Annotated in this window: 21 protein-coding genes; 8 read left to right on the top strand and 13 right to left on the bottom strand. The window is 62.4% G+C overall.

Going from position 1 to position 25296, the window contains the following annotated elements; all coding sequences use genetic code 11:
• Positions 1 to 6: 6 nt before the first annotated feature.
• The 5 genes from ACFQND_RS23165 to ACFQND_RS23145 all read left to right on the top strand — a co-directional run bounded on the left by ACFQND_RS23165 (position 7) and on the right by ACFQND_RS23145 (position 7589).
• Positions 7 to 1605 carry a sulfatase family protein gene (locus ACFQND_RS23165; RefSeq protein ID WP_371439896.1) on the top strand — a complete coding sequence of 533 codons (1599 nt, stop codon included), beginning with the start codon at positions 7 to 9 and terminating at the stop codon, positions 1603 to 1605.
• Positions 1606 to 1622: 17 nt separating this feature from the next.
• Positions 1623 to 3971 carry a cytochrome P450/oxidoreductase gene (locus ACFQND_RS23160; RefSeq protein ID WP_377414658.1) on the top strand — a complete coding sequence of 783 codons (2349 nt, stop codon included), beginning with the start codon at positions 1623 to 1625 and terminating at the stop codon, positions 3969 to 3971.
• 41 nt (positions 3972 to 4012) lie between these two features.
• Positions 4013 to 5317 (top strand): homogentisate 1,2-dioxygenase, encoded by a 1305-nt coding sequence (hmgA, locus tag ACFQND_RS23155; protein ID WP_371439894.1) that lies wholly within the window; start codon positions 4013 to 4015, stop codon positions 5315 to 5317.
• Between the two features lies 1 nt (position 5318).
• On the top strand, positions 5319 to 6593 hold the full coding sequence (fahA, locus tag ACFQND_RS23150; RefSeq protein ID WP_371439893.1) for a fumarylacetoacetase: 1275 nt from the start codon (positions 5319 to 5321) through the stop codon (positions 6591 to 6593).
• 90 nt (positions 6594 to 6683) lie between these two features.
• Entirely contained in the window at positions 6684 to 7589 is a 906-nt protein-coding gene (locus ACFQND_RS23145; protein WP_371439892.1) for a LysR family transcriptional regulator, read from the top strand.
• Positions 7590 to 7636: 47 nt separating this feature from the next.
• Here the strand turns inward: ACFQND_RS23145 and ACFQND_RS23140 are convergent, their stop codons facing one another.
• Together ACFQND_RS23140 and ACFQND_RS23135 are read right to left on the bottom strand one after the other, a co-directional pair.
• The gene (locus tag ACFQND_RS23140; RefSeq protein ID WP_371439891.1) at positions 7637 to 9865 is read right to left on the bottom strand and encodes an FUSC family protein; all 2229 of its coding nucleotides are present in this window, start codon (positions 9863 to 9865) and stop codon (positions 7637 to 7639) included.
• Positions 9866 to 9980: 115 nt separating this feature from the next.
• A complete protein-coding gene (locus ACFQND_RS23135) occupies positions 9981 to 10982 on the bottom strand; it encodes an inositol monophosphatase family protein (protein ID WP_371439890.1) in 1002 nt (333 codons plus the stop codon).
• Positions 10983 to 11083: 101 nt separating this feature from the next.
• On the opposite strand from ACFQND_RS23135, the gene ACFQND_RS23130 reads away from it, so the two are divergent.
• Positions 11084 to 11857 (top strand): RNA methyltransferase, encoded by a 774-nt coding sequence (locus ACFQND_RS23130; protein ID WP_371439889.1) that lies wholly within the window; start codon positions 11084 to 11086, stop codon positions 11855 to 11857.
• A 142-nt stretch (positions 11858 to 11999) separates the two neighbouring features.
• Positions 12000 to 12776: a serine O-acetyltransferase gene (gene cysE, locus ACFQND_RS23125; protein ID WP_371439888.1), complete on the top strand. Its 777-nt coding sequence runs from the start codon at positions 12000 to 12002 to the stop codon at positions 12774 to 12776.
• Positions 12777 to 12859: 83 nt separating this feature from the next.
• Here cysE and ACFQND_RS23120 read toward each other — a convergent pair whose 3' ends face one another.
• The 3 genes from ACFQND_RS23120 to yjgA all read right to left on the bottom strand — a co-directional run bounded on the left by ACFQND_RS23120 (position 12860) and on the right by yjgA (position 15574).
• Entirely contained in the window at positions 12860 to 14308 is a 1449-nt protein-coding gene (locus tag ACFQND_RS23120) for a FecR domain-containing protein (RefSeq protein WP_371439887.1), read from the bottom strand.
• Positions 14309 to 14369: 61 nt separating this feature from the next.
• The gene (gene mog, locus ACFQND_RS23115; protein ID WP_371439886.1) at positions 14370 to 14966 is read right to left on the bottom strand and encodes a molybdopterin adenylyltransferase; all 597 of its coding nucleotides are present in this window, start codon (positions 14964 to 14966) and stop codon (positions 14370 to 14372) included.
• Positions 14963 to 15574, bottom strand: a complete 612-nt coding sequence (yjgA, locus tag ACFQND_RS23110; protein ID WP_371439885.1) for a ribosome biogenesis factor YjgA — start codon at positions 15572 to 15574, stop codon at positions 14963 to 14965. Before yjgA ends, mog begins: the two co-directional genes overlap by 4 nt.
• Positions 15575 to 15599: 25 nt before the next feature.
• Between yjgA and pmbA the strand changes: the two genes are divergently transcribed.
• Positions 15600 to 17021 carry a metalloprotease PmbA gene (gene pmbA / locus ACFQND_RS23105; RefSeq protein WP_371439884.1) on the top strand — a complete coding sequence of 474 codons (1422 nt, stop codon included), beginning with the start codon at positions 15600 to 15602 and terminating at the stop codon, positions 17019 to 17021.
• Between the two features lie 129 nt (positions 17022 to 17150).
• Here pmbA and ACFQND_RS23100 read toward each other — a convergent pair whose 3' ends face one another.
• The 8 genes from ACFQND_RS23100 to ACFQND_RS23065 form a co-directional block, all read right to left on the bottom strand.
• Entirely contained in the window at positions 17151 to 17597 is a 447-nt protein-coding gene (locus ACFQND_RS23100) for a GatB/YqeY domain-containing protein (RefSeq protein WP_371439883.1), read from the bottom strand.
• 126 nt (positions 17598 to 17723) lie between these two features.
• The gene (rpsU, locus tag ACFQND_RS23095; protein ID WP_011484193.1) at positions 17724 to 17936 is read right to left on the bottom strand and encodes a 30S ribosomal protein S21; all 213 of its coding nucleotides are present in this window, start codon (positions 17934 to 17936) and stop codon (positions 17724 to 17726) included.
• A gap of 131 nt (positions 17937 to 18067) precedes the next feature.
• A complete protein-coding gene (locus ACFQND_RS23090) occupies positions 18068 to 19309 on the bottom strand; it encodes a BaiN/RdsA family NAD(P)/FAD-dependent oxidoreductase (RefSeq protein WP_371439882.1) in 1242 nt (413 codons plus the stop codon).
• A 39-nt stretch (positions 19310 to 19348) separates the two neighbouring features.
• A complete protein-coding gene (gene cobA, locus ACFQND_RS23085; protein ID WP_371439881.1) occupies positions 19349 to 20140 on the bottom strand; it encodes a uroporphyrinogen-III C-methyltransferase in 792 nt (263 codons plus the stop codon).
• Complete coding sequence (gene ybiB, locus ACFQND_RS23080) at positions 20137 to 21048, bottom strand: DNA-binding protein YbiB (protein WP_371439880.1); 912 nt, start codon at positions 21046 to 21048, stop codon at positions 20137 to 20139. Before ybiB ends, cobA begins: the two co-directional genes overlap by 4 nt.
• Before the next feature lie 42 nt (positions 21049 to 21090).
• On the bottom strand, positions 21091 to 24045 hold the full coding sequence (locus ACFQND_RS23075) for a nitrate reductase (RefSeq protein WP_371439879.1): 2955 nt from the start codon (positions 24043 to 24045) through the stop codon (positions 21091 to 21093).
• A gap of 15 nt (positions 24046 to 24060) precedes the next feature.
• A complete protein-coding gene (nirD, locus tag ACFQND_RS23070; RefSeq protein ID WP_371439878.1) occupies positions 24061 to 24456 on the bottom strand; it encodes a nitrite reductase small subunit NirD in 396 nt (131 codons plus the stop codon).
• 21 nt (positions 24457 to 24477) lie between these two features.
• Positions 24478 to 25284 (bottom strand): type IV pili methyl-accepting chemotaxis transducer N-terminal domain-containing protein, encoded by an 807-nt coding sequence (locus ACFQND_RS23065; RefSeq protein ID WP_371439877.1) that lies wholly within the window; start codon positions 25282 to 25284, stop codon positions 24478 to 24480.
• Between the last annotated feature and the right edge of the window lie 12 nt (positions 25285 to 25296).

The following is a 25296-nucleotide window of genomic DNA, read 5'->3' as shown; positions in this document are numbered from 1 at the left end:
CCGGCTATGTCGCCTAACTTCCTGATTTTTGTTACCGACCAGCAGCGCGCCGACCACCTGGGATGCGCGGGTAACCCCGTGCTGCGCACACCGCATATCGATGCGCTCGCCGAGCAGGGAACGCGCTTCAATCGCGCCTACGTCAACAATCCGGTGTGCACGCCAAACCGTGGCTCAATGTTGACCGGGCGAATCCCGTCGCTCCATGGCGCCAGGGGCAACGGCACGCCGCTGCCGCTGGAGTCGGTGACTTTCCCCGCGCTGCTTGCAGAGTTCGGGTATCACACAGCGCTTATCGGCAAGAGTCACCTCCAGAACATGGAGGACACCCCTCCAGCGCTGCCCCCCACAACCGCAGTGCAGAACCTGCGCCAGTCGGCACGCTACCCCGAGGCGACAACACGTTCGATCAAGTCTTCAAACTACGAGCAGGAATTGCGTTCGAGTTGGGAAACCCCCGATCACCACCTGGAACTGCCTTACTACGGTTTCCAGGACGTTGTGCTGTGCAACCACCATGCCGACGAATGTTTCGGGGACTACTCACGCTGGCTTCAGCGCGAGCATCCCTCGGTGGCCTCCAGGGTAGGGCGTGAGCATGGCGTTCGTGATCCGGCGTATGTTGCGCCGCAGGCCTGGCATACCGCCCTGACCGAGTTTCAATATCCCACCCATTTCATAGCGGAGCAGGGCTGCGAGTGGTTGCGGGAGCACCACGCCAACCGTCCTGATCAACCTTTTGCGCTGGTGTGCTCGTTTCCTGACCCCCATCATCCCTGGACACCGCCCGGAAAGTACTGGGATATGTACAAGCCCTCGGATATCACCTTGCCGCCCACTGCGCGTCCGGGAAGCGTCGAGCCAGGCCATGTACGGTGGTTGCAGGAAGAACGCGAAGCCGGTCGCGCAAAGCTGGAGACGCCGCGCATGTTTGCATCGAACACGCGGGAAATACAGGAAATTATTGCGCTCACCTACGGGATGATTTCAAACATCGATGATCGTATCGGCATGGTGATGCAGACGCTAAAGGATTGCGGCGCAGATGCCAACACTGTCGTCATTTTTACCTCTGACCATGGCGATCTCATGGGTGATCACGGCCTGATGCTCAAGGGGCCAATCCATTATCAAGGCCTGGTCCGTGTGCCTTTCATCTGGCGTGATCCGCAAGCGCCTGCCGGCGAAAAGGGTGGCGTGAGGGAGGACCTCGTCAGCTCGATTGACCTGCCGGCATCCATCCTGAGGCGTGCGAGTATTGCGGCGCCCAATGGCATGCAGGGAAAGGCCCTGTTTGACGTGGGCGGCACAGGATGCTCCTCGCAACGCAGCGCAGTATTGATAGAGGAAAACCAGCAGCGCGCCTACCTGGGCTTTGAACACCCCGTGCGTGTACGAACACTGGTGACAGCCACACACCGCCTGAGCGTATTCGCAGAAGGTGAATGGGGTGAACTCTATGACCTTCGCAGCGACCCCGACGAGACACAAAACCTTTGGGATGAAATCGATTCCAGGCCATTGCGTGAATCGTTATTGCTGCAACTCATCCAGCAGGTTCTGGAGCATTCCGAAACCAGCCCGCGACCCACGCGGCTGGCCTGACATGCATGGGAAGAATCATGTCTACTGACCAAGCCTCTACACCCGAGCGCGGGTGCCCTTTTGACCACACCTTATTGACAGGGGAACAGTCGCCAACGGGCTGCCCTGTCAGCAAGCGCGCTGCGGCATTTGATCCCTTTGAAGACGAATACCAGCAGGATCCCCCCGACTATCTGCGCTGGGCAAGGGATCAGGAGCCTGTGTTTTACAGTCCTCGTCTTGGCTACTGGGTTGTGAGCCGCTATGAGGATATCAAGGCGATCTTTCGCGACAACATCACCTTCAGCCCATCCATAGCACTGGAGAAGATTACGCCGACTGGTCCTGAAGCCAATGCGGTGCTGGACTCATACAAATACGGCATGTCGCGCACGCTGGTCAATGAAGACGAGCCGGCGCACATGCCGCGCCGGCGGCTGTTGATGGACCCTTTCACCCCTGAAGAACTCGCGCATCACGAGCCCATGGTGCGCCAGCTCGTGCGCGAGTATGTAGACCGGTTTATCGACGACGGCAAGGCCGACCTGGTAGAGCAAATCCTGTGGGAAGTGCCGCTTACCGTAGCCTTGCATTTTCTTGGTGTGCCAGAGGAGGATATGGACACACTGCGGAAATACTCGATCGCGCACACGGTCAATACCTGGGGGCGGCCCAAGGTCGAGGAACAGGTCGAAGTTGCGCACGCCGTTGGGAATTTCTGGCAGTTCGCGGGCAAGGTGCTGGACAAGATGCGGCTCGATCCCGACGCTTCAGGCTGGATGCAATATGGCCTTCGCAAGCAAAAGGAACATCCGGACATCGTGACGGACTCCTACCTCCACTCGATGATGATGGCGGGAATCGTGGCGGCCCACGAGACGACTGCCAATGCATCCGCCAATGCCATCAAGCTGCTTCTTGAGAACCCGCAGGTTTGGCAGGAGATATGTGCCGATCCCAGCCTGATCCCCAATGCCGTTGAGGAATGCCTGCGCCACAACGGCTCAGTTGCCGCCTGGCGGCGCATTGCTACCAAAGATGCCGAGGTTGGCGCCGTCAAAATCCCGGCCGGATCCAAACTCCTGATCGTGACTTCCTCGGCAAATCATGATGAACGCCACTTCTCTGATGCCGACATGGTGGATATCCGCCGCGACAACGCCAGCGATCACCTTACTTTCGGTTATGGCGCCCACCAGTGCATGGGCAAGAACCTGGCGCGCATGGAAATGCAGATTTTCCTGGAAGAATTCACGCGCCGTCTGCCTCACATGAAACTCTCGCCGCAGCGCTTCAGCTATCTGCCAAACACGTCCTTTCGAGGGCCAGAGAATTTGTTGGTGGAATGGGATACGGCGCAGAACCCTGAACGCAAAGACAGAACTCTTTTGCAGGCCCGTTTGCCGGTGCGCATAGGTGAGCCGTCACGGCATTCCATGACACGCACATTGCTTGTTGAGCGGGTGACGCCGGTGGCTGACGATGTTGTTCAGCTGCGCCTGGCGGATCCCCATGGCAAACCCCTGCCGCGCTGGACGCCGGGCGCACATATCGACATGGAGTGTGGGTCGCCCGAGCGCTCGCGCCAGTATTCGCTTTGTGGGGATCCGGAAGATACCTCGGTACTGGAAGTGGCCGTGCTTCGTGAGGCTTTGGGGCGTGGCGGGTCCCAATGGGTTCACGGCAACCTAAGTGCGGGCGATAGCGTTCGCGTTCGCGGGCCTCGCAACCACTTTCACATGGACGAGAAGTGCCGGCGAATTATTTTTGTTGCAGGTGGAATCGGCATCACCCCGGTGAGCGCCATGGCTCGCCGTGCCAGGGCACTGGGGCTGGATTACACGTTGCACTACAGCGGCCGCAGTCGCGCGAGCATGCCCTTTCTTGATGACCTGAGAGACTTGCATGGTGAGCAACTGCACGTCTATTCGGGCGAAGAGGGGCAACGCAATGACATCCCGGCCCTTCTGGCGTCCCCGGAAGAAGGGACACAAATTTATGCGTGCGGCCCGGTGCGCATGCTTCAGGCGCTTGAATCGGCCACCAGCCACTGGCCTGCGGGCGCACTCCATATTGAGCACTTCGTTTCTACCTTGCAGGCGCTGGATCCGTCCAGGGAAAACGCCTTCGAAATTGAATTGCGTGACTCTGGGCTGGTGTTGCCCGTTGCTGCGGACCAGACTATATTGATGGCACTGCGTAAAGCGAATATAGACGTGCAAAGCGATTGCGAGGAAGGCCTGTGCGGCTCCTGCGAAGTCAGGGTAGTTGCCGGACAAATAGATCACCGCGATATGGTGCTGACGCCGTCTGAGCGAGCAGGGCAAAACCGCATGATGGCATGCTGCTCGCGGGCGCGTGGCGAGCGAATTGTTCTGGCCCTGTAAATACGGGCTGCAAAGCCTCTTCCGATTGAATCGATATTTCGATGACACAAGCAATAGATTCCACGTTGACATACCAAAGCGGCTTCGGCAACGAGTTCGCAACCGAAGCCATCCCCGGGGCACTTCCCCAAGGCCGAAATAGTCCCCAGCTCGCGCCCTTTGACCTCTATCCGGAGCTTCTGTCCGGCACCGCTTTTACCGCGCCCCGGCATGAGAACCGTCGATCCTGGTTGTACCGGCGACAGCCATCGGTGATCGCGGGGAGATACAGACCTTTTGTTCAAACGCTCTGGAGTACCGGCGTCGAGGGACGGACGGCACTCCCGCCGGAGCCATTGCGCTGGGCTCCTCCTGCATTCAGTGACGTGCCCGCCGATTTTGTTGAGGGCATGACGACCCTCGTCGCCAATGGCAACGCTGCAATGCAGGCCGGCATGGGCGCGCTGATGTATTGCGCCAACCGCTCGATGGAAAAACGCGCCTTTGTGAACCACGACGGTGAAATGCTGGTGGTGCCGCAGGTGGGGCGGCTTCTGATCCGTACGGAAATGGGTGTGCTGGACGTCAAGCCTGGCGAGATTGTGCTTCTTCCCCGGGGTGTCGCGTTCCAGGTGACGTTGCCGGACGGCCCTGCCCGGGGTTACGTCTGTGAAAACTACGGGGCCATGTTTCGCCTGCCTGAGCTCGGGCCCATTGGATCCAACGGCCTGGCAAATGCGCGTGACTTTTTATCGCCAGTGGCTGCTTGCGAGGGCGGTGAGGCAGCCTACGAACTGGTGAAAAAATCGGGTGGTTTTTTCTGGACTGCACCGTTGCAAAGCTCGCCCTTCAATGTTGTCGCGTGGCACGGAAATTTGACGCCCGTGAAGTACGACACACACCACTTCATGACCATCGGCTCAATCAGCTTCGACCACCCCGACCCATCCATCTTCACCGTGCTGACCTCTCCAAGTGACACGCCAGGCACCGCCAACTGTGACTTTGTGATATTTCCGCCCCGGTGGCTCGTGGCAGAGGATACGTTCAGGCCTCCCTGGTATCACCGCAACATCATGAGTGAATTCATGGGGCTGGTCTACGGTCAATACGACGCCAAGCCTGGTGGTTTTCAACCAGGTGGCGCCAGCCTTCACAACAGCATGGTACCGCATGGCCCGGATGGGGAAGCCTTCGAAAAGGCGCGTGGCGCTACGCTGGTGCCCCAGAAACTCGAGAACACGCTCGCGTTCATGTTCGAAAGCCGCTACCCCTTTGTGCCCACCTCCACCGCGCTAAAAAGCTCCACGCTCGACCCCGACTACGCGGCGTGCTGGGAAGGTTTGCGCGACTACTCCAAGAATTGAAATGACCATGTTAGACACCACACACGACGCATCGCTGCAAAGCTGGGTTCCATCAGCCAATGCTGCGGACACGGATTTTCCTGTCCAGAACCTGCCCTTTGGCCGCTTCAGCCCCAAAGACGGGGCACAAACAATGCGCATAGGGGTGGCCATTGGGGACCAGATACTGGACCTCCGCGCGGCCGGTCTTGCAGACAGCGATGACATGCACACGCTGATGTCGGCGGAGGCCTCCGAGCGCCAGGCTTTGCGCTCGAAGATTTCACAAGGCCTGAGGCTGGGCAGTGCCCAGCAGGCGACCTGGGCGAACGCGCTGATACCGATGGCACAGGCCACCCTGGAGCTGCCGTGCGAGATTCGGGACTACACGGATTTCTACACAGGCATCCACCACGCTACTGCTGTTGGTACCTTGTTTCGTCCAGACAACCCGCTGTTGCCCAACTACAAATGGGTGCCCATCGCGTACCACGGACGCAGTTCGTCAATTGGCGTCAGCGGCCAAAAATTCTTTCGCCCGTCGGCCCAGACCAGAAATCCCCAGGAAGATGCACCTGTATTGCGCCCGACACAAAGGCTGGATTACGAACTGGAACTCGGTGTGATGATCGGTATCGGAAACGTCTCTGGAGACGCAATCCCCATTGCCAGGGCACAGCAGCATGCGTTCGGTCTGGTTCTGCTGAACGACTGGTCTGCGCGTGATGTGCAGGCCTGGGAATATCAGCCACTCGGTCCGTTCCTCGCAAAGAATTTTGCGTCAACCATCTCTCCCTGGATTGTCACCATGGAAGCGCTCGCGCCCTTTCATGCACCATGGACACGCCCCGCTGGAGATCCTCAGCCCCTGGCCTACCTCGATGACGCCTCGCATCGGGCGCACGGTGCCTTCGACATCACCCTGGAGGTTTTTCTTCAGACGGAAAAAATGCGTGAGACCGGCCTTGCGCACGAAAGGTTGTCGAGCAGCAATTATCGCGATGCCTACTGGAGCGTCGCCCAGATGATCGCGCACCACACGGTGAATGGGTGCAATCTGCGCGCTGGCGACTTGCTTGGCACGGGCACGCAATCTGCACCCGAACCGGAAAATGCCGGCTCGCTCCTGGAGCGCACTGCGGGAGGGCGGAATCCAGTTACCTTGAAAAACGGCGAGCAACGCATCTTCTTGCAGGACGGCGACAGCGTCACCATGCGCGCGCATTGCGAGCGGGAGGGTTTTCGCCGTATCGGATTTGGCGAGTGCGAAGGCACGGTTTTGCCCGCCCGGAGTTAATCCGATGGCGCCTCGGGTTGCTCAGACGGGATGACTTACGATACCGCTGACTGAACTTCATAAGGATGGCCGCTTGCGTGGCACCACAGGATGAAACTCCGCCATCTTGAGTATCTGCGCTGGATCATTGCAGGCGGCAGCTTTGAACAGGCGGCTGCATCCGCCGGGGTATCGCAATCAGCCATTACCCAGGCGATGAATGCCTTGCAGCGGGAACTTGGACTTGTCCTGTTCAAGCGCGAAGGCAAGCGAAAAATCCCGACCGCTGAGGCTATCGCTGTGGCCGAAGCCGGATATGAGCTCCAGCGCGCCATGGAAAAGATTGATCCTTCAGGCAGCGCGGCTTCACAAGCTACAGAATTGCGGGTAGGCATGGCGCCTGCTGCCGGATTGCTTTACAGTCCGGCCATTTACGACACCATGCGGACGCTGGCTCCCGCTTCTGCACTCCGGCTGGATACGGGCAATGCGCCGGGCTTGTTGGCCCGCTTGCTGCAAGGCGACCTTGACCTGGTGATTGCGCCCCAGCCACGCAATCTGCGCAACGGCCGCCTTAACCAGCACGTGATGTACACCAGCGAACCCTTTGTGTATTGCCGTGCAGGGCATCCCCTGGCCAATGCGCGCACCCTCGCTGAAATTGAAGGGCAGGAATGGGCCGTTGCCGGTGTTCCTGGCACGCCAGGGAACGTGATCGAGGAGGCCTTCCGCGTTCGCAAACTGGCGACTCCGCGTGTCGCCGTGCATTGCACCGACTACTCCATGCTGATTAATCTGGTAGCGCACAGCGATCTGATGGGTGTGGTGTCACACCCTGCGCTGGTGCGCGAGCCAGATAGCCTGGGTTTACAGGCCCTGTCGCTGGTGGAAGGCATGCCGCATTATTCGGTCTGCCTTTTCTGGACAAGCGATGCGCAACTGTGCCGTGCGCCCCATGCCAGAGAAGCGGTGCTAAAGATGCTGCTGGCTTTGGGTGACGGACGTGCCGCCGCCTGAGCAACATGTGCCTGGTCGAATGAGGCCGAATTCATGCTATCTGCACTTCAGGCGAGCGCCCGGCCCATGGCCAGGCGCAGTTCCCTGGCCATGGCGCAGGCCAGGTCCAGCCGGCGCAGCAGCCAGGGCGTCAGGTCGGCTGCCATCAGTGGGTCGGGCCGGGGCTGGTAGGGCTGGCCCGCCACCGGGTGGGTAGTGGTCTGGGGCGGCGCTGCCGTGTCTGAAAGTTCCGCCGCGATGCGTTCGGCGGCTAGTGCCAGTGCGGGAGTGGCCACCGCCAGGTCGAGCTGCGGTTTGTGCAGCAGGAGCAGCGATTTGACTGCGGTGAGCTGGGCCAGTAGCTGGTAGCTGCGTGCCTGCAGGGCTTCCAGTGGTTCCAGCGGCGGGCGCACCTGGCGCGGCTCGGCCAGCGTGCGTTGTGTGGCCAGGGTCAGGTCCGACAGGCTGTTGTAGGCATCCCGGCGCGCCAGCCGCCAGGCCAGGTCCGAGGTTTGCGGGCCGCCCAGCAGCGCCAGGGCCAGCCTGGCGTGCTTGACCTGTGCCTGCACGCTGCGCCGCACCAGTCCCGGGAGCTGGTTGCGCTCCCAGGCAGGCAGCACGTAACTGAAGAGCCAGGCGATCAGTGCCCCCAGCAGGGTGTCGGCCAGGCGTTCACCCACCGCAAACGTGGGTTGCACGCCGACCAGCAGCAGGTGCGCCTGCAACAGGCCGGACACGGTGGCCGCAATCGAGGTGTAGAGGTAGCGCCGCAGGGCAAAGGCATGCGCCAGGCCCATGCTCAGCGCCACCACCAGGAAGATGGTCCGGGCACCGGGGTGGGTTGCCAGCATGGCCATGACGAAGCCGCAACCGAGCAGGGTGCCGGCCACGCGGGCATTGCGGCGCTGCACGGTTTGCGCCAGGTTGCCGCGCATCACCACCACGATGGTGAGCAAAATCCAGTAGTCATGCGCCACCCAGGGCAGGTGCAGGGAGATCACATAACCCGCGGCTACCGCCAGCGTGGCACGCAGGGCGTAACGCAGCATGGGCGCGCGCCAGGCGAGCACGCCCAGCAGCGGCTTCCACGACCAGGTGGTGGCGCTGACAAACAGCTGCCACTGCGTGCGCACTGCGGCCAGCTCGGGTGCCAGGTCACCGCGCGCCAGGGCTGCCATCTTGACGGCCTCGTCGCTGATGTGGCCGATGCGGTCGGCCATGTTGTGCAGCAGTGCCACGCTGTCGGGCGTTTCCAGTTTCAGGGCTTCGGGCGCCAGCTGGTTTGCCGGGGTGGAGTGCGGTGGCAACAGGCCGGCCAGCGGCAGGCGCAGGTCGGCAATGGGCTCAATCGCGTGGCCGGTCCTGCCCAGCAGCAGCGACATGCCCAGCGCCTCCAGGCGGTCCGCCGTGGCCTCCAGCGTGTGTTGCAGTGCGGGCAGGGTGGTGGTGCCTACGCCTTGCTCCAGCAGGAAGTCCAGGTCGAGGTCGCAGGCCAGTTGGTGGTCGCGTGCTTCGAGCAGGCTGAGCAGCATGGCGGCCAGTCGCTGGCGCGCTGGTGTGGTGGGCGACTCCAGCACCACATCACGCGTGTTTTGCAACTGGTCGGCCAGCGCGGCCTGCTGCTGCAACATGCTGGCCAGCAGGGCCTGGTGGTCGGGTTGCTCGGCAAAACGCTGGGCCTGGGTTCGCAGGATCTGCGCAAAACTGCTCAGGCACTCGGCCAGCAGCTGGGTGCGAAAGCGCTGGTTCAGCCAATGTGTGGTGAGCACCGCCCAGAGCAGGTACAGTACCGATCCTGCCAGGAACCAGCCGGTGTGCTGTGCGATGTGTTCCAGCGAGCCGGCGGGCGGCGCGGCCATGGAAAACAGCAGGGAAAACAGCAATGAGAAGCAGATGGGCCCGCCGCGTTTGCCCCAGGCCATCATCATCATGGCCAGGAAGGTGCCTGCCACCAGCACCACGCCCAGCAAGACCTCGTCCTGGCGCACCAGTTGCACCAGCGCAAACAGCGGCGCGCCCAGCAAGGGAGCGGGCAACATCTGCATGATCTTGCGTTTGCGCGGGGAAGGCACATCCGGCAGGCTGGTGATCATCACGCCGACGGAGGCGGTGGCCGCGGCGGCCAGCCCCGAGGCCTCGAAGATGGCCAGCATGACCAGCACCAGGCCGAGTGCGACGGTCAGCCCGTTGGCCACATACTGGCTGAGGACCACACGCAAGCCCTGTTGCAGCCAGCCTTGTACCCGGTCATGCAGCCGTTTGTGCATGGGGGTAGCCGGTTTTTGCGAAGTGTTCATTTCAGGCGGATTCCAGGGCAGCACATCAGCCACACTGTAGCGAATGAAACGGCGCCAGTCCGCGAAGGCGCCAGAGGCGCCTGTTTTTTTAGCCGGTTAAACCGGCTCAGGCCACTCAGGCCTGTGCGTCAGGTTCCCTGTTGTCGATGATGGGCGCGGCCGCCGCATTGCCGACCCGGATGCGCTTGGCCTGCAGCCTGGGTTTGGCTGCCGGGGCTTGCGCCGCTGCTGCGGCATTGCCGTCCGCATCGGTCTCGCTCAGGGTCGTGTCCAGCGTGGCATGGCGAACCCTGGCCTTGTCGCCGGCGCCGGCAAACTTGCTGTATTTGGCCAGCGTGGTCACCAACTGGCCGTAAATGCGCGGATTGCCGGCGACACATTCGCCCTGGTCCATGAATTCGCTTTCGCCGGTGAAGTTGCCGACCAGGCCACCAGCCTCCGTGACCAGCAGCGAGCCGGCCGCCACGTCCCAAGGCTGCAGGCCGCTTTCAAAAAAGCCGTCGCTGTAACCTGCGGCCACATAGGCCAGGTCCAGCGCGGCGGCACCAGGGCGGCGCACACCGGCACACTGGCTCATGACTTCGCCGAGCATGTTGAGGTAGGGCTTGAGTTTGTCGCCGGGGCGGTAGGGGAAACCGGTGGAAACCAGGCATTCCTGCAGGCGGGCACGTTTGGCCACGCGGATGCGGCGGTCGTTCAGGTAAGCACCGCGGCCCTTGGTGGCGCAGTAAATGTCGTTGCGGGTGGGGTCGTACACCACCGCCTGCTCGACCTTGCCGCGCACGGCCAGCGCAATGCTGACGCAATAGACGGGAAAGCCGTGGATGAAGTTGGTGGTGCCGTCCAGCGGGTCGATGATCCACACGAATTCGGAGTCCTTGGCGCCGTGCTCGCTGCCCGACTCTTCAGCCAGGATGCCGTGGCCGGGGTAGGCCGTGAGCAGGGTTTCGATGATGGCGGTTTCGGCAGCGTGATCAACCTCGGTGACGAAGTCGTTGGTCTGCTTGGCCGAGATGCGGACCGATTCCACGTCAAGTGCAGCACGGTTGATGATGGCGCCGGCGGCGCGCGCAGCCTTGATGGCCACGTTGAGCATGGGGTGTAGATTGCTGGACATATAGGACTAAGAAAGAGCGGGAGGGCTGCGTTCCGGTAACCGGAGGGCAGGTGACAATAACGCCATTTTACCGGCTCGGGCCGGTTATCCGGTATTTACCCATGAAAACCCGTTTTATCCTGATCAGCACCAGCCATGCCGGCAATGTGGGCGCCGCCGCCCGCGCCATGAAAACCATGGGCTTTGACGACCTGGTGCTGGTGAGGCCGCGCTGGGCCAATGTGCTCAGGCGCGAGGAAACCATACAGCGTGCCAGCGGGGCGCTGGATGTGCTGAAGAACGCCCGCATCGTGGAAACGCTGGACGAGGCGCTGGACGGCATGACGCACCTGTGCGCCACCGCCATGACGCCGCGCGACTTCGGCCCGCCCACCCTGGCGCCGCGCGTTCATTTCGCCAATCTGCTATCAAAAAAGGAGCTGACTGCGCAGGCGGAACGGGAGGCAAGCACCGATTTGGCTTCAAAACCGGAGGGAATTGCGTTTTTATTCGGCTCCGAGCGCTTCGGCATGCAAAACGAGGACGTTTACCGCTGCAACGTGGCCCTGAGCATCCCGACCGACCCGAACTTTGGCTCGCTCAACCTGGGCGCGGCGGTGCAGCTGATCGCCTACGACTGGCGCGAGGCACTGGGCGGTTTTGCGGTGGAACCGGCCACCGGCGAGCGCAAGCTGGCGGATGCGGCGGAGGTGGCGGGCATGCTCGGGCATTGGGAAGAAGCGCTGGCCGCCATCGGTTTCCTGGACCCGGCATCGCCGAAAAAACTCATGCCCCGGTTGAACCAGCTGTTCAACCGTGCCCAGCTCAGTACCGAGGAAATCCACATCCTTCGTGGCGTGGCCAAGGCCATGCTGTCCAAAGCCGCGAAACCGTAGCGCCGGTAAACCCAGGGGAAATGCAGATCCTTGGGGGCATCCTTCGACAAGCTCAGGACGAACGGGCGAAGGACGTGACGAGTGTGGGGGCCATAAAACCAGCACGCCAGCAGAGTCGGCGGGCGACAACTAAACTCACGGCATGTTTTCCAGACTTCGCTCCGACATCCAGTGCATCCTAGACCGCGACCCTGCCGCGCGCAGCACCTGGGAGGTGCTGACCTGCTACCCGGGCCTGCATGCCATCGTGTTGCACCGGCCGGCTCATTGGTGCTGGGTTCATGGCTTCAAATGGCTGGGGCGTTTTATCTCGCACATTGCGCGCTGGCTGACGGGCATTGAAATCCATCCCGGCGCCGTCATCGGTGAACGGGTGTTTTTTGACCATGCCATGGGTGTTGTGGTTGGGGAAACCGCCGAAATCGGCGACGGCTGCACGATTTACCAGGGCGTGACCCTGGGCGGCACTTCGCTTTACAAGGGTGCCAAACGGCATCCGACCCTGGGCAAGAACGTGGTGGTCAGTGCCGGCGCCAAGGTACTGGGCGGTTTCCTGGTCGGGGACGATGCCAAGATTGGCAGCAATGCCGTGGTCATCAAGCCGGTGCCTGCCGGGGCCACTGCGGTGGGCATCCCGGCGCGCATCATCCCGTCCAAAACCGGCGAGAGCGCCGACGTCACGACGGCGCAGAACAAGTTCTCGGCTTACGGCATCACGCTGGACGACGATCCGGTGTCCCAGGCCATGAAGGGCCTGATCGACAACGCCTCCTCGCAGGAGCACCAGATCACGCTGCTCTGGCAGGCGATTGAAAAACTCTCTGCAAACGGCAAGACCCACAAGGACTGCGTGCCCGACGATGCAGCGCTGCAGGAAACCTTTGAGGCTGACAAGCTCAACCAGCTGATGGGCAAATAAAGGGCCAGCCAGGCGCTATTAAATCGATAGCTGTCTGCGCGCATGACCAGCCGGCCACAGGCCTTTTTGATGCTGAAACAGGGCTATTTGACGGCCTGCAGCGACGAGGTCTGGTCAAAAACGCTTTTGCCCCAGTTGGCGGGAATCTCAAAACGGTAAATCTCGCTGTCCGTGGCGCCGCCCTGTGCCGGCTTGCTGCGCAGACGTATGAAATACACACCGGGTTTCAGGTCGCCCAGTTCCAGCCGCGGGCCCCGGCCAGGGACTTCGCGTTCGGCATTGGCCACAACCTGAGTCAGTGCCTCGTCACGCGCCACCAGCGCCGAGTAGCTGCCGCCGGTCATGGGCTGGCCGTTCGATTGCTGCCCAATCCAGCTGAGCACGGCCTGGCCGTTCATCAGGCTCATGCTGGAATAACTCACGCGCCACTGGCCGTCCCTGACGGCGATCAGCTTGACCGCGTCAAAACCTTCCAGGCCTGCCGGGTCGATGCCGCGCACGCGCGCAAACCAGTTGCCGTTGGCCAGGCTGGCCAGGTCGGCGCTGTTGCCGGCGACCTTGAGGTCGCGCACGATTTTGTCGAACTTCTCGTCGCTCGACACCTGCACGCGGTAGGCCACGGCGCCGTCCAGCACGGGCATGGCCCAGCCACCCAGGGGCTTGAGCACTTCTGTGGGAATGTTGGCAAGGTCGGGGGCGGGCAGCAGGACCACAACTTTGACTTCTTTTTCAAGCGGGTTGACCAGAGCGCCCGTGCCGGTGGGCAGGTCGGCGCCGCTGTGCTGCGCCGGGTTGTCCGCGCGAACCTTGCCCTCGACCACCTCGGTGCGGGCGCTGCGGCTGACTGGGTCGTCGTACGCCACACGAAACTCGGTGCCGCGCACGCCGACCAGCGAGGTGGGTGTTTCGATCTGCAGCGGCGTTGCGCGTTTGGCGGTTTTGGACGCCAGCGTTTCGAGTGCGCCGGCGGAAAGCCGCATCAGGCCGGAAAACCAGTTGGTCGAGCCGCTGGCCGAGGCATCACGCAAGGCGTAGTCGCGGTTGGTGACCACTTCGGCCAGGCTGTTGGGCAGGATCTTGACGCGGCTGCCGTCGCCGAGCTCGATCACCGCCGAGCTGTTGGCGCCGGTTTTCAGCTGGCTGCCGTCGCCTATCGCGGCGCCCGGCTGCGCGCTATTGCCACCCAGCGTGACTTCGCCCTCGGCACTGATGACCTTGCCGGTTGACGGCTTCGATTTCAGGTAACGCAACGGGATGTCCAGCTTCTGGCCCGGGAAAATCAGGTCCGGGTCCTTGAGCTGGTTGTATTTCGCCACCTCGTTCCAGGCTTGCGTGCTGACCAGCATCTCGCGGCTCAGGCGTATCAGTTTGTCGGAGCTCTTGACGGTGTAAGGCAGGCTGGGCTCGCTTGGCCGTGCCTGGGTTTGTGCCTGGACTGCTGTAGTTGCTATTAAAAAAATAGCTGCCAGCGCTATTGCCTGAATGGCTACAGGCCTTTTTTGTTGTGAATTTCGGGCGATCAGGCAGTACATGGGTTCTTTCTTGTGGAAAAAAGAGCAAGGACCGCGCGCCAAAGCCGCTGGGCGATAAAAATCAGGCCGGTGGCGGGCGCAGGGCCGACTTTGGCCTGAACGCCTTGCAGACTTCGTCGCGTGTTTCCAGGTAGGGGCCGCCCACCAGGTCGATGCAATAAGGTACGGCGGCAAAGATGCCAGGCACGATTTGCTCGCCGCTTTCACTTTTTAACCCTTCCAGCGTCTCTGCGATGGATTTTGGCTGGCCGGGAAGGTTGAGGATGAGGCTTTTGTCACGAATCACGGCGCATTGGCGCGACAGTATGGCCGTCGGGACGAACTTCAGGCTGATCTGGCGCATCTGCTCGCCGAAACCCGGCATTTCCTTGTGTGCTACGGCCAGCGTGGCTTCCGGCGTGACATCGCGCAGCGCAGGGCCGGTGCCGCCTGTGGTCAGCACCAGCGAGCAGCCGGCATCGACCAGCGCGATCAGGGCCGCGCTGATGCCGTCCTTTTCGTCGGGGATCAGGCGTTCTTCAAACGTGACGGGGTTGAGCAGGGCGCGTGTCAGCCATTCCTTGAGCGCGGGCAGGCCCTTGTCGACATAAACACCGGTGGAGGCCCGGTCGCTGACCGAGACGATGCCGATCTTCACGGCATCATGTACAGCGCTCATACGTCGGGTTCCTCTGCCGCGTTTTTCATGGTTTCCTTGACCAGCTGGAAAATCTCGCGATACGACTTGCCGTGGCGCGGGGCTTCGCCCGGTTTTTCGGGTTTGTAGTCCTTGCGTGCCTGGCGGATCAGCGCGCGCAACTGCTGTGCGTCGGTGCCGGGGTATTCGTTGAGCCAGGAGCCCAGGGCTTCATCTTCGGCCACCAGCCTGTCACGCCATTGCTCGGCCAGGTGCAGGGCGAGCGTGAGCTGCGCCGAGCCGTTGAGCTGTTCGTTGATGGCTTCGCGGATGGGCTCAGGGTCCAGCGGGCGCATCAGCTTGCCGATGAACTGCATCTGGCGGCGCCTGCCTTCGAAGTTGGTGATTTTCCTGGCGTCCTTGATGGCGTCGAGCAGTTTGTCGGGCAGGTCCAGCCGCGCCATCAGGTCGGCGCGCAGGGTGAGCAGCGCTTCACCTAGGGCCTGTTTTTCATCGGCCTCGGCTTTGAGCTGGGTCTTGCTGGGCGGGCCTTTTTCTTCAGCGGCGATTTCTTCTGGTTTGACGAAACGGCCATTGGACCAATAGCCTTTGATGGCTTTGGGAATCGGCTTTGTGGTTTTGGTATTCATGGCAGTCAGTATCATAGCTACCCATATGACATCAAAGACCCTTCCAAGCGATTCCCGCAGCAAACCATCTGCCCGGCCCACCACCCAGCCGGAAAAAGGTTTCAGTTACCACCGCGATTTTTTCGAGCACCTGGTGGATACGGCGCTGGCCCATGCCAAAAAACTGGGCGCCACGGACGCTGCAGCAGAGGCTTCCGAAGGATGCGGCCTGTCGGTCAGCGTGCGCAAGGGCGAGCTGGAGAACGTCGAGCGCAACCGCGACAAATCCCTGGGCATCACCGTGTATGTCGGCCAGAAGCGGGGCAATGCCGCCACCAGCGATTTTTCCACCGCGGCCATCAAGCAAACCGTCAAGGCTGCCTACGACATAGCGCGCTTCACCGCAGAAGACAAATCATCGGGCCTGCCTGCCGACCGCGACATCGCCCGAGTGCACCCCGAGCTGGACCTGTTCCATCCCTGGGACCTCACTTCAGAAGAAGCGGCAAGGATTGCACTGGAATGCGAAGCCGCTGCGCTGGGCACCTCGCGCCGCATCACCAACAGCGAAGGCGCCGGCGTATCGGCCCAGCAAAGCCATTTTTTCAGCGCCCACACGCGCGGGTTCAGGGGCGGCTACGCCAGCTCGCGCCACAGCATTTCAGTCGCGCCGATTGCCTCTTCACCGGGCAAGGGCGGCGACATGCAACGCGACGCCTGGTACAGCTCCATGCGTGACGCAGCCGAGCTGGCCAGCCCGGCGGTCGTTGGCCGTTATGCCGCCGAGCGCGCGCTGTCGCGCCTGAAAAGCCGCAAGGTCAAGACCTGCGAATGCCCGGTGCTGTTCGAGTCGCCTTTGGCCGCCGGCCTGCTGGGCGGTTTTGTGCAGGCCGTGAGCGGCGGTGCGCTGTACCGTAAAAGCACTTTTTTGCTGGACAGCCTGGGCAAGCCGGCTTTTCCCGACCATATCGACATCACCGAAGACCCGCACCTGCGCAAGGGCAAAGGCAGCGCGCCCTTTGATGAAGAAGGCGTCAGGACGCGCGCCCGCACGGTGGTGGACGCCGGCATTGTGCGCGGCTACTTTTTAAGCACCTATTCGGCGCGCAAGCTGGGCATGCGCACGACCGGCAACGCCGGCGGTTCGCATAACCTGGTCATGAGCAGCCGCCAGACCGCAGCCGGCGATGACCTTGATGCCATGCTGAAAAAGCTGGGCACAGGCCTGTTCGTGACGGAACTGATGGGGCAGGGCGTGAACTACGTGACGGGCGACTATTCGCGCGGTGCAGCGGGCTTCTGGGTCGAAAAAGGCCAGATCGCCTTCCCGGTCGAGGAAATCACCATTGCCGGCAACCTGAAAGACATGCTCATGGGCATACAGGCCGTGGGGGCGGATGCCTACAACTACGGAGCCAAGACCGTAGGGTCCATTCTTGTGAATCGTATGAAAGTGGCTGGATCTTGAGGACCCCCACGGTCGCTCACTGCGTGTAGCTCCCTGCCCCCCGAGGGGGCCGCTGCGCCTGCGGTCTGGCAGAGCCAGTCCCGCGGCCCCTGCTTGAAAAGATGGGGTCGGGGATCGCGCCTGCCGAGGTCAGCCCGCCAGCGCAGCCTTGACGGCTGCCGAGACCTGGCCCATATCGGCCTTGCCGGCCAGCTTGGCCTTGACCGCACCCATGACCTTGCCCATGTCGCCGGGGCCGCTGGCGCCCAGCTCGGTGACGATGGCCTTGACGGCGGCGGTCACTTCCTCTGCGCTCAAACGTGCCGGCAGGTAAGCCTGAAGCACTGCAAGCTCGCTGGCTTCCTTGTCGGCCAGGTCCTTGCGTTCAGCCTTCTGGAAGGCTTCGATCGAGTCCTTGCGCTGTTTGATCAGCTTGTCGACGATGGCGATCACGGCCGTATCGTCCAGTACCACGCGCTCATCGACCTCTTTTTGCTTGAGGGCGGCCAGCAGCAGGCGTATGGTGCCCAGGCGCTCGCTGTCTTTGGCGCGCATGGCGGTTTTCATGTCTTCGGTGATCTGGTCTTTGAGTGACATGGCGGGCTCCAGGAAACGGGTTGAATGGTCGGTTGAAATGTCAAAGGGGCGTCAAAAACACAAAAGCCCGCAGAGCGTCCTCATACGGGCTTTGGGTTGCCGTGAGGCAAGACCGGAACTGCAGGTTTAGTACAGTTTCTTGGGCAACTGCATGGCGCGGATGCGTTTGTAGTTGCGCTTGACGGCAGCAGCCTTCTTGCGCTTGCGCTCAGCCGTTGGCTTCTCGTAGAACTCGCGCGCGCGCAAGTCGGTCAGCAGGCCGAGTTTTTCAATGGTGCGCTTGAAACGGCGCAGAGCCACGTCGAAGGGCTCGTTGTCTTTTACACGAATGGTCGTCATTTATGAATTGATCCAAAAGGTGCGCCTTAATTGATCTGATCAGGATCAGGCCAGGCGCGGGTTTGCTAGCAAAGCCTAAGATTATAGCTGGAATTCCGCGCCACCCTGTAACAGGTGGATGGATGATGTTGTCAATTGTCCGCCAATGTGGCTTGCCGGACAAGCAGGGCCTGCGCGCAGGCATAGGCTGAGGCCCAGGCCCACTGGAAATTGTAACCACCCAGCCAGCCCGTAACGTCGACCACTTCCCCAATGAAATACAGGCCCGGCTGCTTCGATTCCATGGTCTGGGACGATAAATCGCGGGTGTCCACGCCGCCCACGGTGACTTCGGCCTTTTTGTAACCCTCGGTGCCGTTGGGGACCAGTTGCCAGTCGGCCAGGCGTTGCGCCAGGCCCTGCAGGGCCTTGTCGGTGGCATCGCTGATGGGGCGTTGCAGGGCCGGGTCGGCGCTGACCCAGGCGTCCGCGAGGCGGCTGGGCACCAGGCTGGCGAGTTCATTGGCGATCAGTTTTTTTGACCTTGCCTTGGCCTGCAGCAGCAAATTGGGCAAATCGGTGCCGGGCGCGAGGTTGACGCGCACCGGTTGGCCTTCTTGCCAGAAGCTGGAAACCTGCAGCACGGCGGGCCCGCTCAGTCCGCGGTGTGTGAACAGCAGGTCTTCCGAAAAAACCGTGGCCTTCTTGCGCTGTTTGGGTGTGGCATCTGCTGCGCCGGTTTCCACCAGCACGGGCAGCGCCAGTCCGGCCAACTGGGCAAACGGTGCCCAGTCTTCACCGTCAAATGTCAGCGGCACCAGAGCGGGACGCGGCTCCACCAGGCGCAAGCCGAACTGCCTGGCCAGCCGATAACCAAAGTCGGTGGCGCCAATCTTCGGAATCGACAGGCCGCCGGTGGCGATGACCACCTGGCCGGCACTGACGGGGCCACGATCGGTTTGCAGGCGATAGTTCCCGTCAGCCTCGGCAGTCACGTCCTTGACGCTGCACGGCTGCCAGCGCGTAACGCCACCCGCATCACACTCGGCCACCAGCATGTTGATGATGTCTTCGGCCGAGCGGTCGCAAAATAGCTGGCCCTTGTGTTTTTCGTGGAAGGGGATGTTGTAGCGCCGCAGCAGGTCAATAAAGTCCTGCGGCGTGTAGCGCGACAGCGCCGAGCGGCAAAAGTGCGGGTTCTCGCTGAGGAATTGCGCGGGGCTTGCATCCCGGTTGGTGAAGTTGCATCGCCCGCCGCCCGAGATGCGGATTTTTTCGGCGATTTTTTCGCTGTGGTCGACCAGCAGCACCTTCAGGCCAAGTTGCCCGGCCACGCCCGCACAGAACAGGCCGGCCGCACCGGCACCAACAATCACCACGTCGAAATTTTGCATGGACTGCAGTGTAGGTGCAGCCGCGCGGCAGGAGGAGGCTCAGGCGGCCTGAACGTCCTGCGGTGCCTGCTGCAAGGCGAGCAGGCCCTGCAGCACGTCGCCGACCACGATCACGCTGGGGCTGGCGAGGTGTTCGTGCTCTACGCTGGCTCGCAACTCCGCGAGTGTGCAGACCACATGGCGCTGCGTGGGCAAGCTGGCGCTCTGGATCACCGCAACAGGCGTTGTAGCGGGCAGGGCGGTCAGCAACTCGTCCTGGATGCGCCGTGACCCGCTCACACCCATGTAAATCACCAGCGTGAGTTTGGCCTTGTGCGCGGTTTCGGCCAGCGCGCGCCAGTCGGTGCCGCTGTCGCCGGGCTTGGCGTGGCCGGTGACAAACACCACGCCGTGCGCGTGCTGGCGGTGGGTCAGGGGCACGCCCAGCGATGTGACCGCGGCCAGGCCGGCGGTGATGCCGTTGATGACTTTCACTGTGATGCCGGCGGCCTGCAGGTGTTCGACCTCCTCGCCGCCGCGCCCGAAGATGAAAGGGTCGCCGCCCTTGAGGCGCACCACGTTTTCGCCTTCGCGCACGGCCATGATCATGAGTTTTTCAATGAACTCCTGCGGCGTGGACTTGCAGCCGCCGCGTTTGCCGACATGCACGATACGCGCGCCGGGTTTGGCAAAGGCCACGATCTCGTCGCTGACCAGGTCATCGACCAGCAGCACCGTGGCCGCCTGTATGGCCTTGAGCGCCTTCAGCGTCAACAATTCCGGGTCGCCCGGGCCCGCGCCGACCAGGGTGCATTGGCCGGCCGGATTCATGTTGTTTGTGCTGCTTGTCATAGTTGTGAAGCCAGTTGCAAGATGTGTTCCACCTGCAGGGCGATGGATGGCGGCACGGGCTGCTTGCCGGCCATTACGGAGCGGATGTACGTCGCCGTGCCAGCGGCGTCTGTTGTTTTGGGCAGGTCGGGCAACGATGCCAGCGTACCGCTTTGGGCATCCTGCAGCAAGCGGCGCTGGCCACCGATGAAGGCGTCCATCTGCGGCATGCGGCGCGCGTCGGCCACAACTTCGCCCTCGGTGCCGCGCAGCAGCATGGCATTGGCCTTGACGAGCTCAAAGGTCTGCGCCATGGACACCGCGTATTCCGGGTGCGTGTAACTGCTGACCACCAGGCTTTTGCCCAGGCAGGGGTTCATGACCTTGACCAGGCTGTGCGCCGGATTGCGCAGGCCGACGGCGCGGCGCACATCCAGCAGGCGTTTTAATGCGGGGCAGAGCAATTCGGTGGGCACAAAGGCCAGTTCGCCGGATGCTATTGATTTAATAGCTGGTTGCGCTTGAATATCAAGGGCCAGAAGCACTTCTGATGCAAAAACACGGCTTGATTCTGTGGGTGTGCCGTGTACCAGCACTGCCAGGCCTTCGCGCGCCAGCAGCAGCGCGAGCAGCGGCGTGAGCACCGGCAGCTTGCGTGCGCCGTTGTAACTGGGCAGCACCACGGTCGGCGTGTCGCCGGCGTTGGCGGGCAGGTGACTCAGGCGCTGGTGCGTGGCGTCAAGAAACCCTGCCATCTCTTGCGGTGTTTCGCCCTTGATGCGCATGGCCAGGCAAAAAGCGCCGACCTCAAGGTCCGTCACGGCACCGTCCAGCACCTGGCCCAGCAGGTCCGCGGCCTGTTCGCGCGTGAGTGCGCGGGCGCCATCCTTGCCGCGCCCGATTTCCTTGATGTATTGACTAATGCCCATTTGGAGATTGTCGGTGAATACAGATAACTTTTCGTTATTTGCTTAAGCCAACTGCTTGATGGGAATGATGGGGCGTTGTGGTGCAGCGCCGCTGGCGGGCGGTGCGTTGCGGGCGGAGTGCACCAGGCGCTTGAGTTCCGGTACGCACGAGCCGCAGTTGGTTCCGCACTTGAGCGTGTCCTGCAATGACGCCAGGCGTTCTTCGTCCGTGCCCAGGTGGCCGGCGTCGCCGCCGCCAGCTGCCAGCAGCGAAAGATGCTCGTCGATGGCTATGTCGCTGACGTTAAAGCAGGTGCACACCGGTTTTCCGCGCGATTGCACCGCCACCGGCGGCTTGGCGCCGGGCAACAGCAGCAACCGGCTATAGGCCTGCGCCGGCAATTCGTCTTGCAGCAGGGTCTTGATCCAGGCCTGGGCGCTGGTGTCGCCTGCCAGCACAAAGCCGGCGAGCTGGGCCTCGCTTTCGCTGCGCACCAGCCGCATGGTGCGGCGCTGGCCTTTCTTGCGGTCGGCGTAGCGCAGCACGTACGAGCTGTCCAAGCCGAGGATGCGTTCGAGTGTCGCCAGCGTCTCGTCCGGCGGCGCCTCGTGGCTGGCCGCACGAAACAGTACGCCGGTGCGTTCGCGGCCGCGGTCGGCCAGCGGTGTGTTGTTGGAAAACGGCACGCAACTGGTGAAGGGAAATTGCGCCATCAGCGGCTTGAGTTGTTCGCGCGCCGTCAGTACGTCGCCCTCGGGTAGCCAGGCCATGGCCAGCAGCGTCCACGGCATTTCGGCTTTGAGGATCTTCACCGCAGCGTGCTTGAGCTCGGGCTGTTTGGAGCTTGGGCAGTAGGCCGAGGTAGTGAGCGCATTGACGCCAGCCAGCGTGTCGCCATTCGTGGATTGCCCACTCAGGTACTCCTCTCCCCAATGCATGGCGATGAAAGCCTGGCTCACCGCCACCTCAGGCGAGGCCTGCAGCGGCACCACGATGGAGCCGCGCCTGGATGTGACGTGCACCAGGTCGCCGTCTTTCAGCAGGCGCCGCGCCATGTCCTGCGCATTCATCTGCACAGCGGGCTCGGCGACGTGGCCGAACAGCCGGCCCAGGGTGCCGGTGCGGCTCATGCCGTGCCACTGGTCGCGCAGGCGGCCGGTGGTCATGGAAAAGGGGTAACGTGATTCGCGTGGTTCGGCCACAGGTTTGTAGGCAGTGTTGACGAAACGCGCCTTGCCGTCGGCTGTGGGAAAGATGCCGTCTTCGTAAAGCCTGGCTTTGCCCGTCGTTTCACCGGTTTTCAAAGGCCACTGCTGTGGCGCGGCGTCCAGCATGGCGTAACTCATGCCGGTGATGTCGAGGTCGCGCCCGCGTGTGGATTCGCGGTGCTCGTTCCAGATGGCTTCTATGCCGGCTGCTTCATCGTCTGGCGGGTAGGGGAACAGGCTTGTGCCGGATGCCGTGCGGCCGGGCAAGAGCTTCTCCAGTCGCTGCGCAAAATCCACCGCGATGGCCCAGTCGTGGCGCGTTTCGCCGGGCGCGGGAACGGCAGAGCGCACGCGGCTGATACGGCGTTCGCTGTTGGTGACTGTGCCCATTTTTTCGCCCCAGGTGGTTGCGGGCAGCAGGATGTCGGCATAGTCACAACTCGACGTGGTGGCAAAAGCCTCCTGCACGATCACGAGCTCGGCGCGCTCCATCGCGCGGCGCACGGTGGCCTGGTCGGGCATGGACTGGGCCGGGTTGGTGCAGGCAATCCACAGCGCCTTGATCTCGCCGTCGGCCGCGGCCTGGAACATCTCGACGGCGCTTTTGCCCGGTGTCTCTGGCACGGAAGGGATGCCCCATAGCGCGGCAACTTCGGCGCGGTGACCGGGGTTGGCCAGGTCGCGGTGCGCGCTCAGCAAATTGGCCAGGCCGCCCACTTCGCGCCCGCCCATCGCATTGGGTTGGCCGGTCAATGAAAAAGGCCCGGCACCCGGTTTGCCGATCTGGCCGGTGGCCAGGTGCAGGTTAATGAGCGCGGCATTCTTCGCCGTGCCGCTGCTCGACTGGTTCAGGCCCTGGCAATACAGGCTCAACGTGGCGGCCGAGGTGGCAAAGAGTTTGGCGGCGGCGAGCAGGTCTTCTTTTTTGATGCCGCAGGTTTCGGCCACCAGGTCAGGCGTGTAGTCGCGCACCGTGGCCTTGAGCGCGTCAAAGCCGGTGGTGTGCGCGGCGATGTAAGCGGCATCCGTCCAGCCTTCCCACAGCATGATGTGCAGCATGCCGTTGAAGAGCGACACATCGGTGCCCGGCTGTATGCCCAGGTAGAGGTCGGCGATCTCGGCCGTGTCGGTGCGGCGCGGGTCGCAAAAAATAATCTTGAGCGCCGGGTTGGCGGCCTTGGCGTCTTCAATGCGGCGAAACAGGATGGGATGCGCATACGCCGTGTTGCTGCCGACGATGAAGATGCACTGCGCATGGCTCACGTCGTCGTAGCAGGCAGGCGGTGCGTCTGCGCCCAGCGTCTGCTTGTAACCTGCCACCGCGCTGCTCATGCAAAGGCGCGAGTTGGTGTCGACGTTGTTGGTGCCGATCAGGCCCTTGGCCAGTTTGTTGAAGACGTAATAGTCTTCCGTCAGCAACTGGCCAGAAATATAAAAACCCACTGCATCGGGGCCGTGCTCGCGGATGATCTGTGCAAAGCTTTCGCTGGCAAAACCCAGCGCCTGGTCCCACGACACCGCCTTGGGCTCCTCATGCCGGTGCTCGCGCCGCATCGGTTGCAAGAGGCGCGTCTGCCGCGTGACGGACGCCGAGGCCGTCAGCGCCAGCGTCGATCCTTTGGTGCACAGCCGCCCGAAGTTGGCCGGATGTTGCGGGTCGCCGCGCACGCCGGTGATTTCGTCACCCTGCGATTCAATGATCACCCCACAGCCGACGCCGCAATAAGGGCAGGTTGATCGGGTTTGTCTGGCTCCCTCTCCCGCTGGGAGAGGGTGGGGGTGAGGGTCGGCGGTGGGTGCAGTGGTCACGCGGCTGCCCTCACCCTAGCCCTCTCCCAGAGGGAGAGGGGATAAGAGCTTTGGTCCCGCTATTGGCGGGGAAAGATCGATGGCCAGCGTGGCGAGCTCACCAGCGTCGAGGTGCACGGCGCCGCTTTCCACGCGCACGCTGAATTTCTGCACGCAGCCTTCGTCCGGCGCCTTGGCGCAGCCGCCTTCCAGGTCAATCGTCCAGTTGTGCAGGGGGCAGGCCACACTGGTGCCGAAGACAATGCCCTGGCTCAGTGGCCCGCCCTTGTGCGGGCAGCGGTCCAGCACTGCGAAGACCTGGTCCTGATCATTGCGGAACACCGCGACATCCATGCCCTGTGCACGCGCAACGCGCCGTGAGCCGAGTACGGGGATTTCATCGACCAGGCAGATTTTTTTCCATTCACTCATGGTTGTCTCCTCCTGACGCTCTTAACCCAGAACCCGGGCATACATGCCGGTGACCCGGTCCATGACCTGCAGCAGGTTTTCGCTGCTGACGAACACGTCGGTGGCCGCTTTGGGGCTGGTCACGCGGGCTTTCAGGGCGTTGTCGAAAAAGAACCACTGGTTGTCGGCCAGCGCCAGTTCCTGCTTGATCTCCGGCGTGGCTTCAGGTGCGTTGCGCAGCAGCTCCAGCGCCGGCACAAACTCGTCGCGGGCCTTGTTGATTTCGCGCAGGCTGACAGCGCTTTCAACGTTCCAGCTGTTGGCCAGGTAAAACTGCGCCATGCGCTGCGAGAGCATGCGCTGGCGGCCGGCGACGTTGACCAGCTTCGCGCCGGGCTTGCCGGCCTGCTGCTCAAAAAGCCCCGTGCCCTTGTGCGCCAGCGCCAGCACCTTGCCGGCTTGCTCGAGCACCTGTTTGGCTTTTTCCTGTGAGGGCGTGGTTCCAATCAACAGGGTCTTGTAGTCGGACCAGGCCGCTTCGAGCTGGACATAGGTGTCGCGGGTTTCACCGGCCGGCGCAAACGCCTTGAGCTCCACCAGCTGCCGGTCAAACAGTGCCATGGACTGGTCCAGCACGCGGCGTGCGGAGTCGGCCTGAATGCCCTGGCCCAGGCCGAACCAGGCTTTGCCCATGCGCTGCGACAGCATGCGCTGGCGGCCGGCTTTGTTGATGGCGTCGCCGATGCCGGCCACTTGCGCGTGGACGGTGAAAGGCGCCAGGGAGCCCAGTGAAACGAGAGGGGCGAGCGTCAGGCTGCAAAAGGCGCGGCGTTGAAGGGTGTGTCGCATCAGGTTTTCTTG

It is taken from the genome of Polaromonas aquatica (assembly GCF_042659145.1).
In the GTDB taxonomy this organism is placed as follows: domain Bacteria; phylum Pseudomonadota; class Gammaproteobacteria; order Burkholderiales; family Burkholderiaceae_C; genus Polaromonas; species Polaromonas aquatica.
The sequence above is the reverse complement of the archived record's forward strand: the minus strand, read 5'-3'. Positions and strand labels throughout refer to the sequence as shown.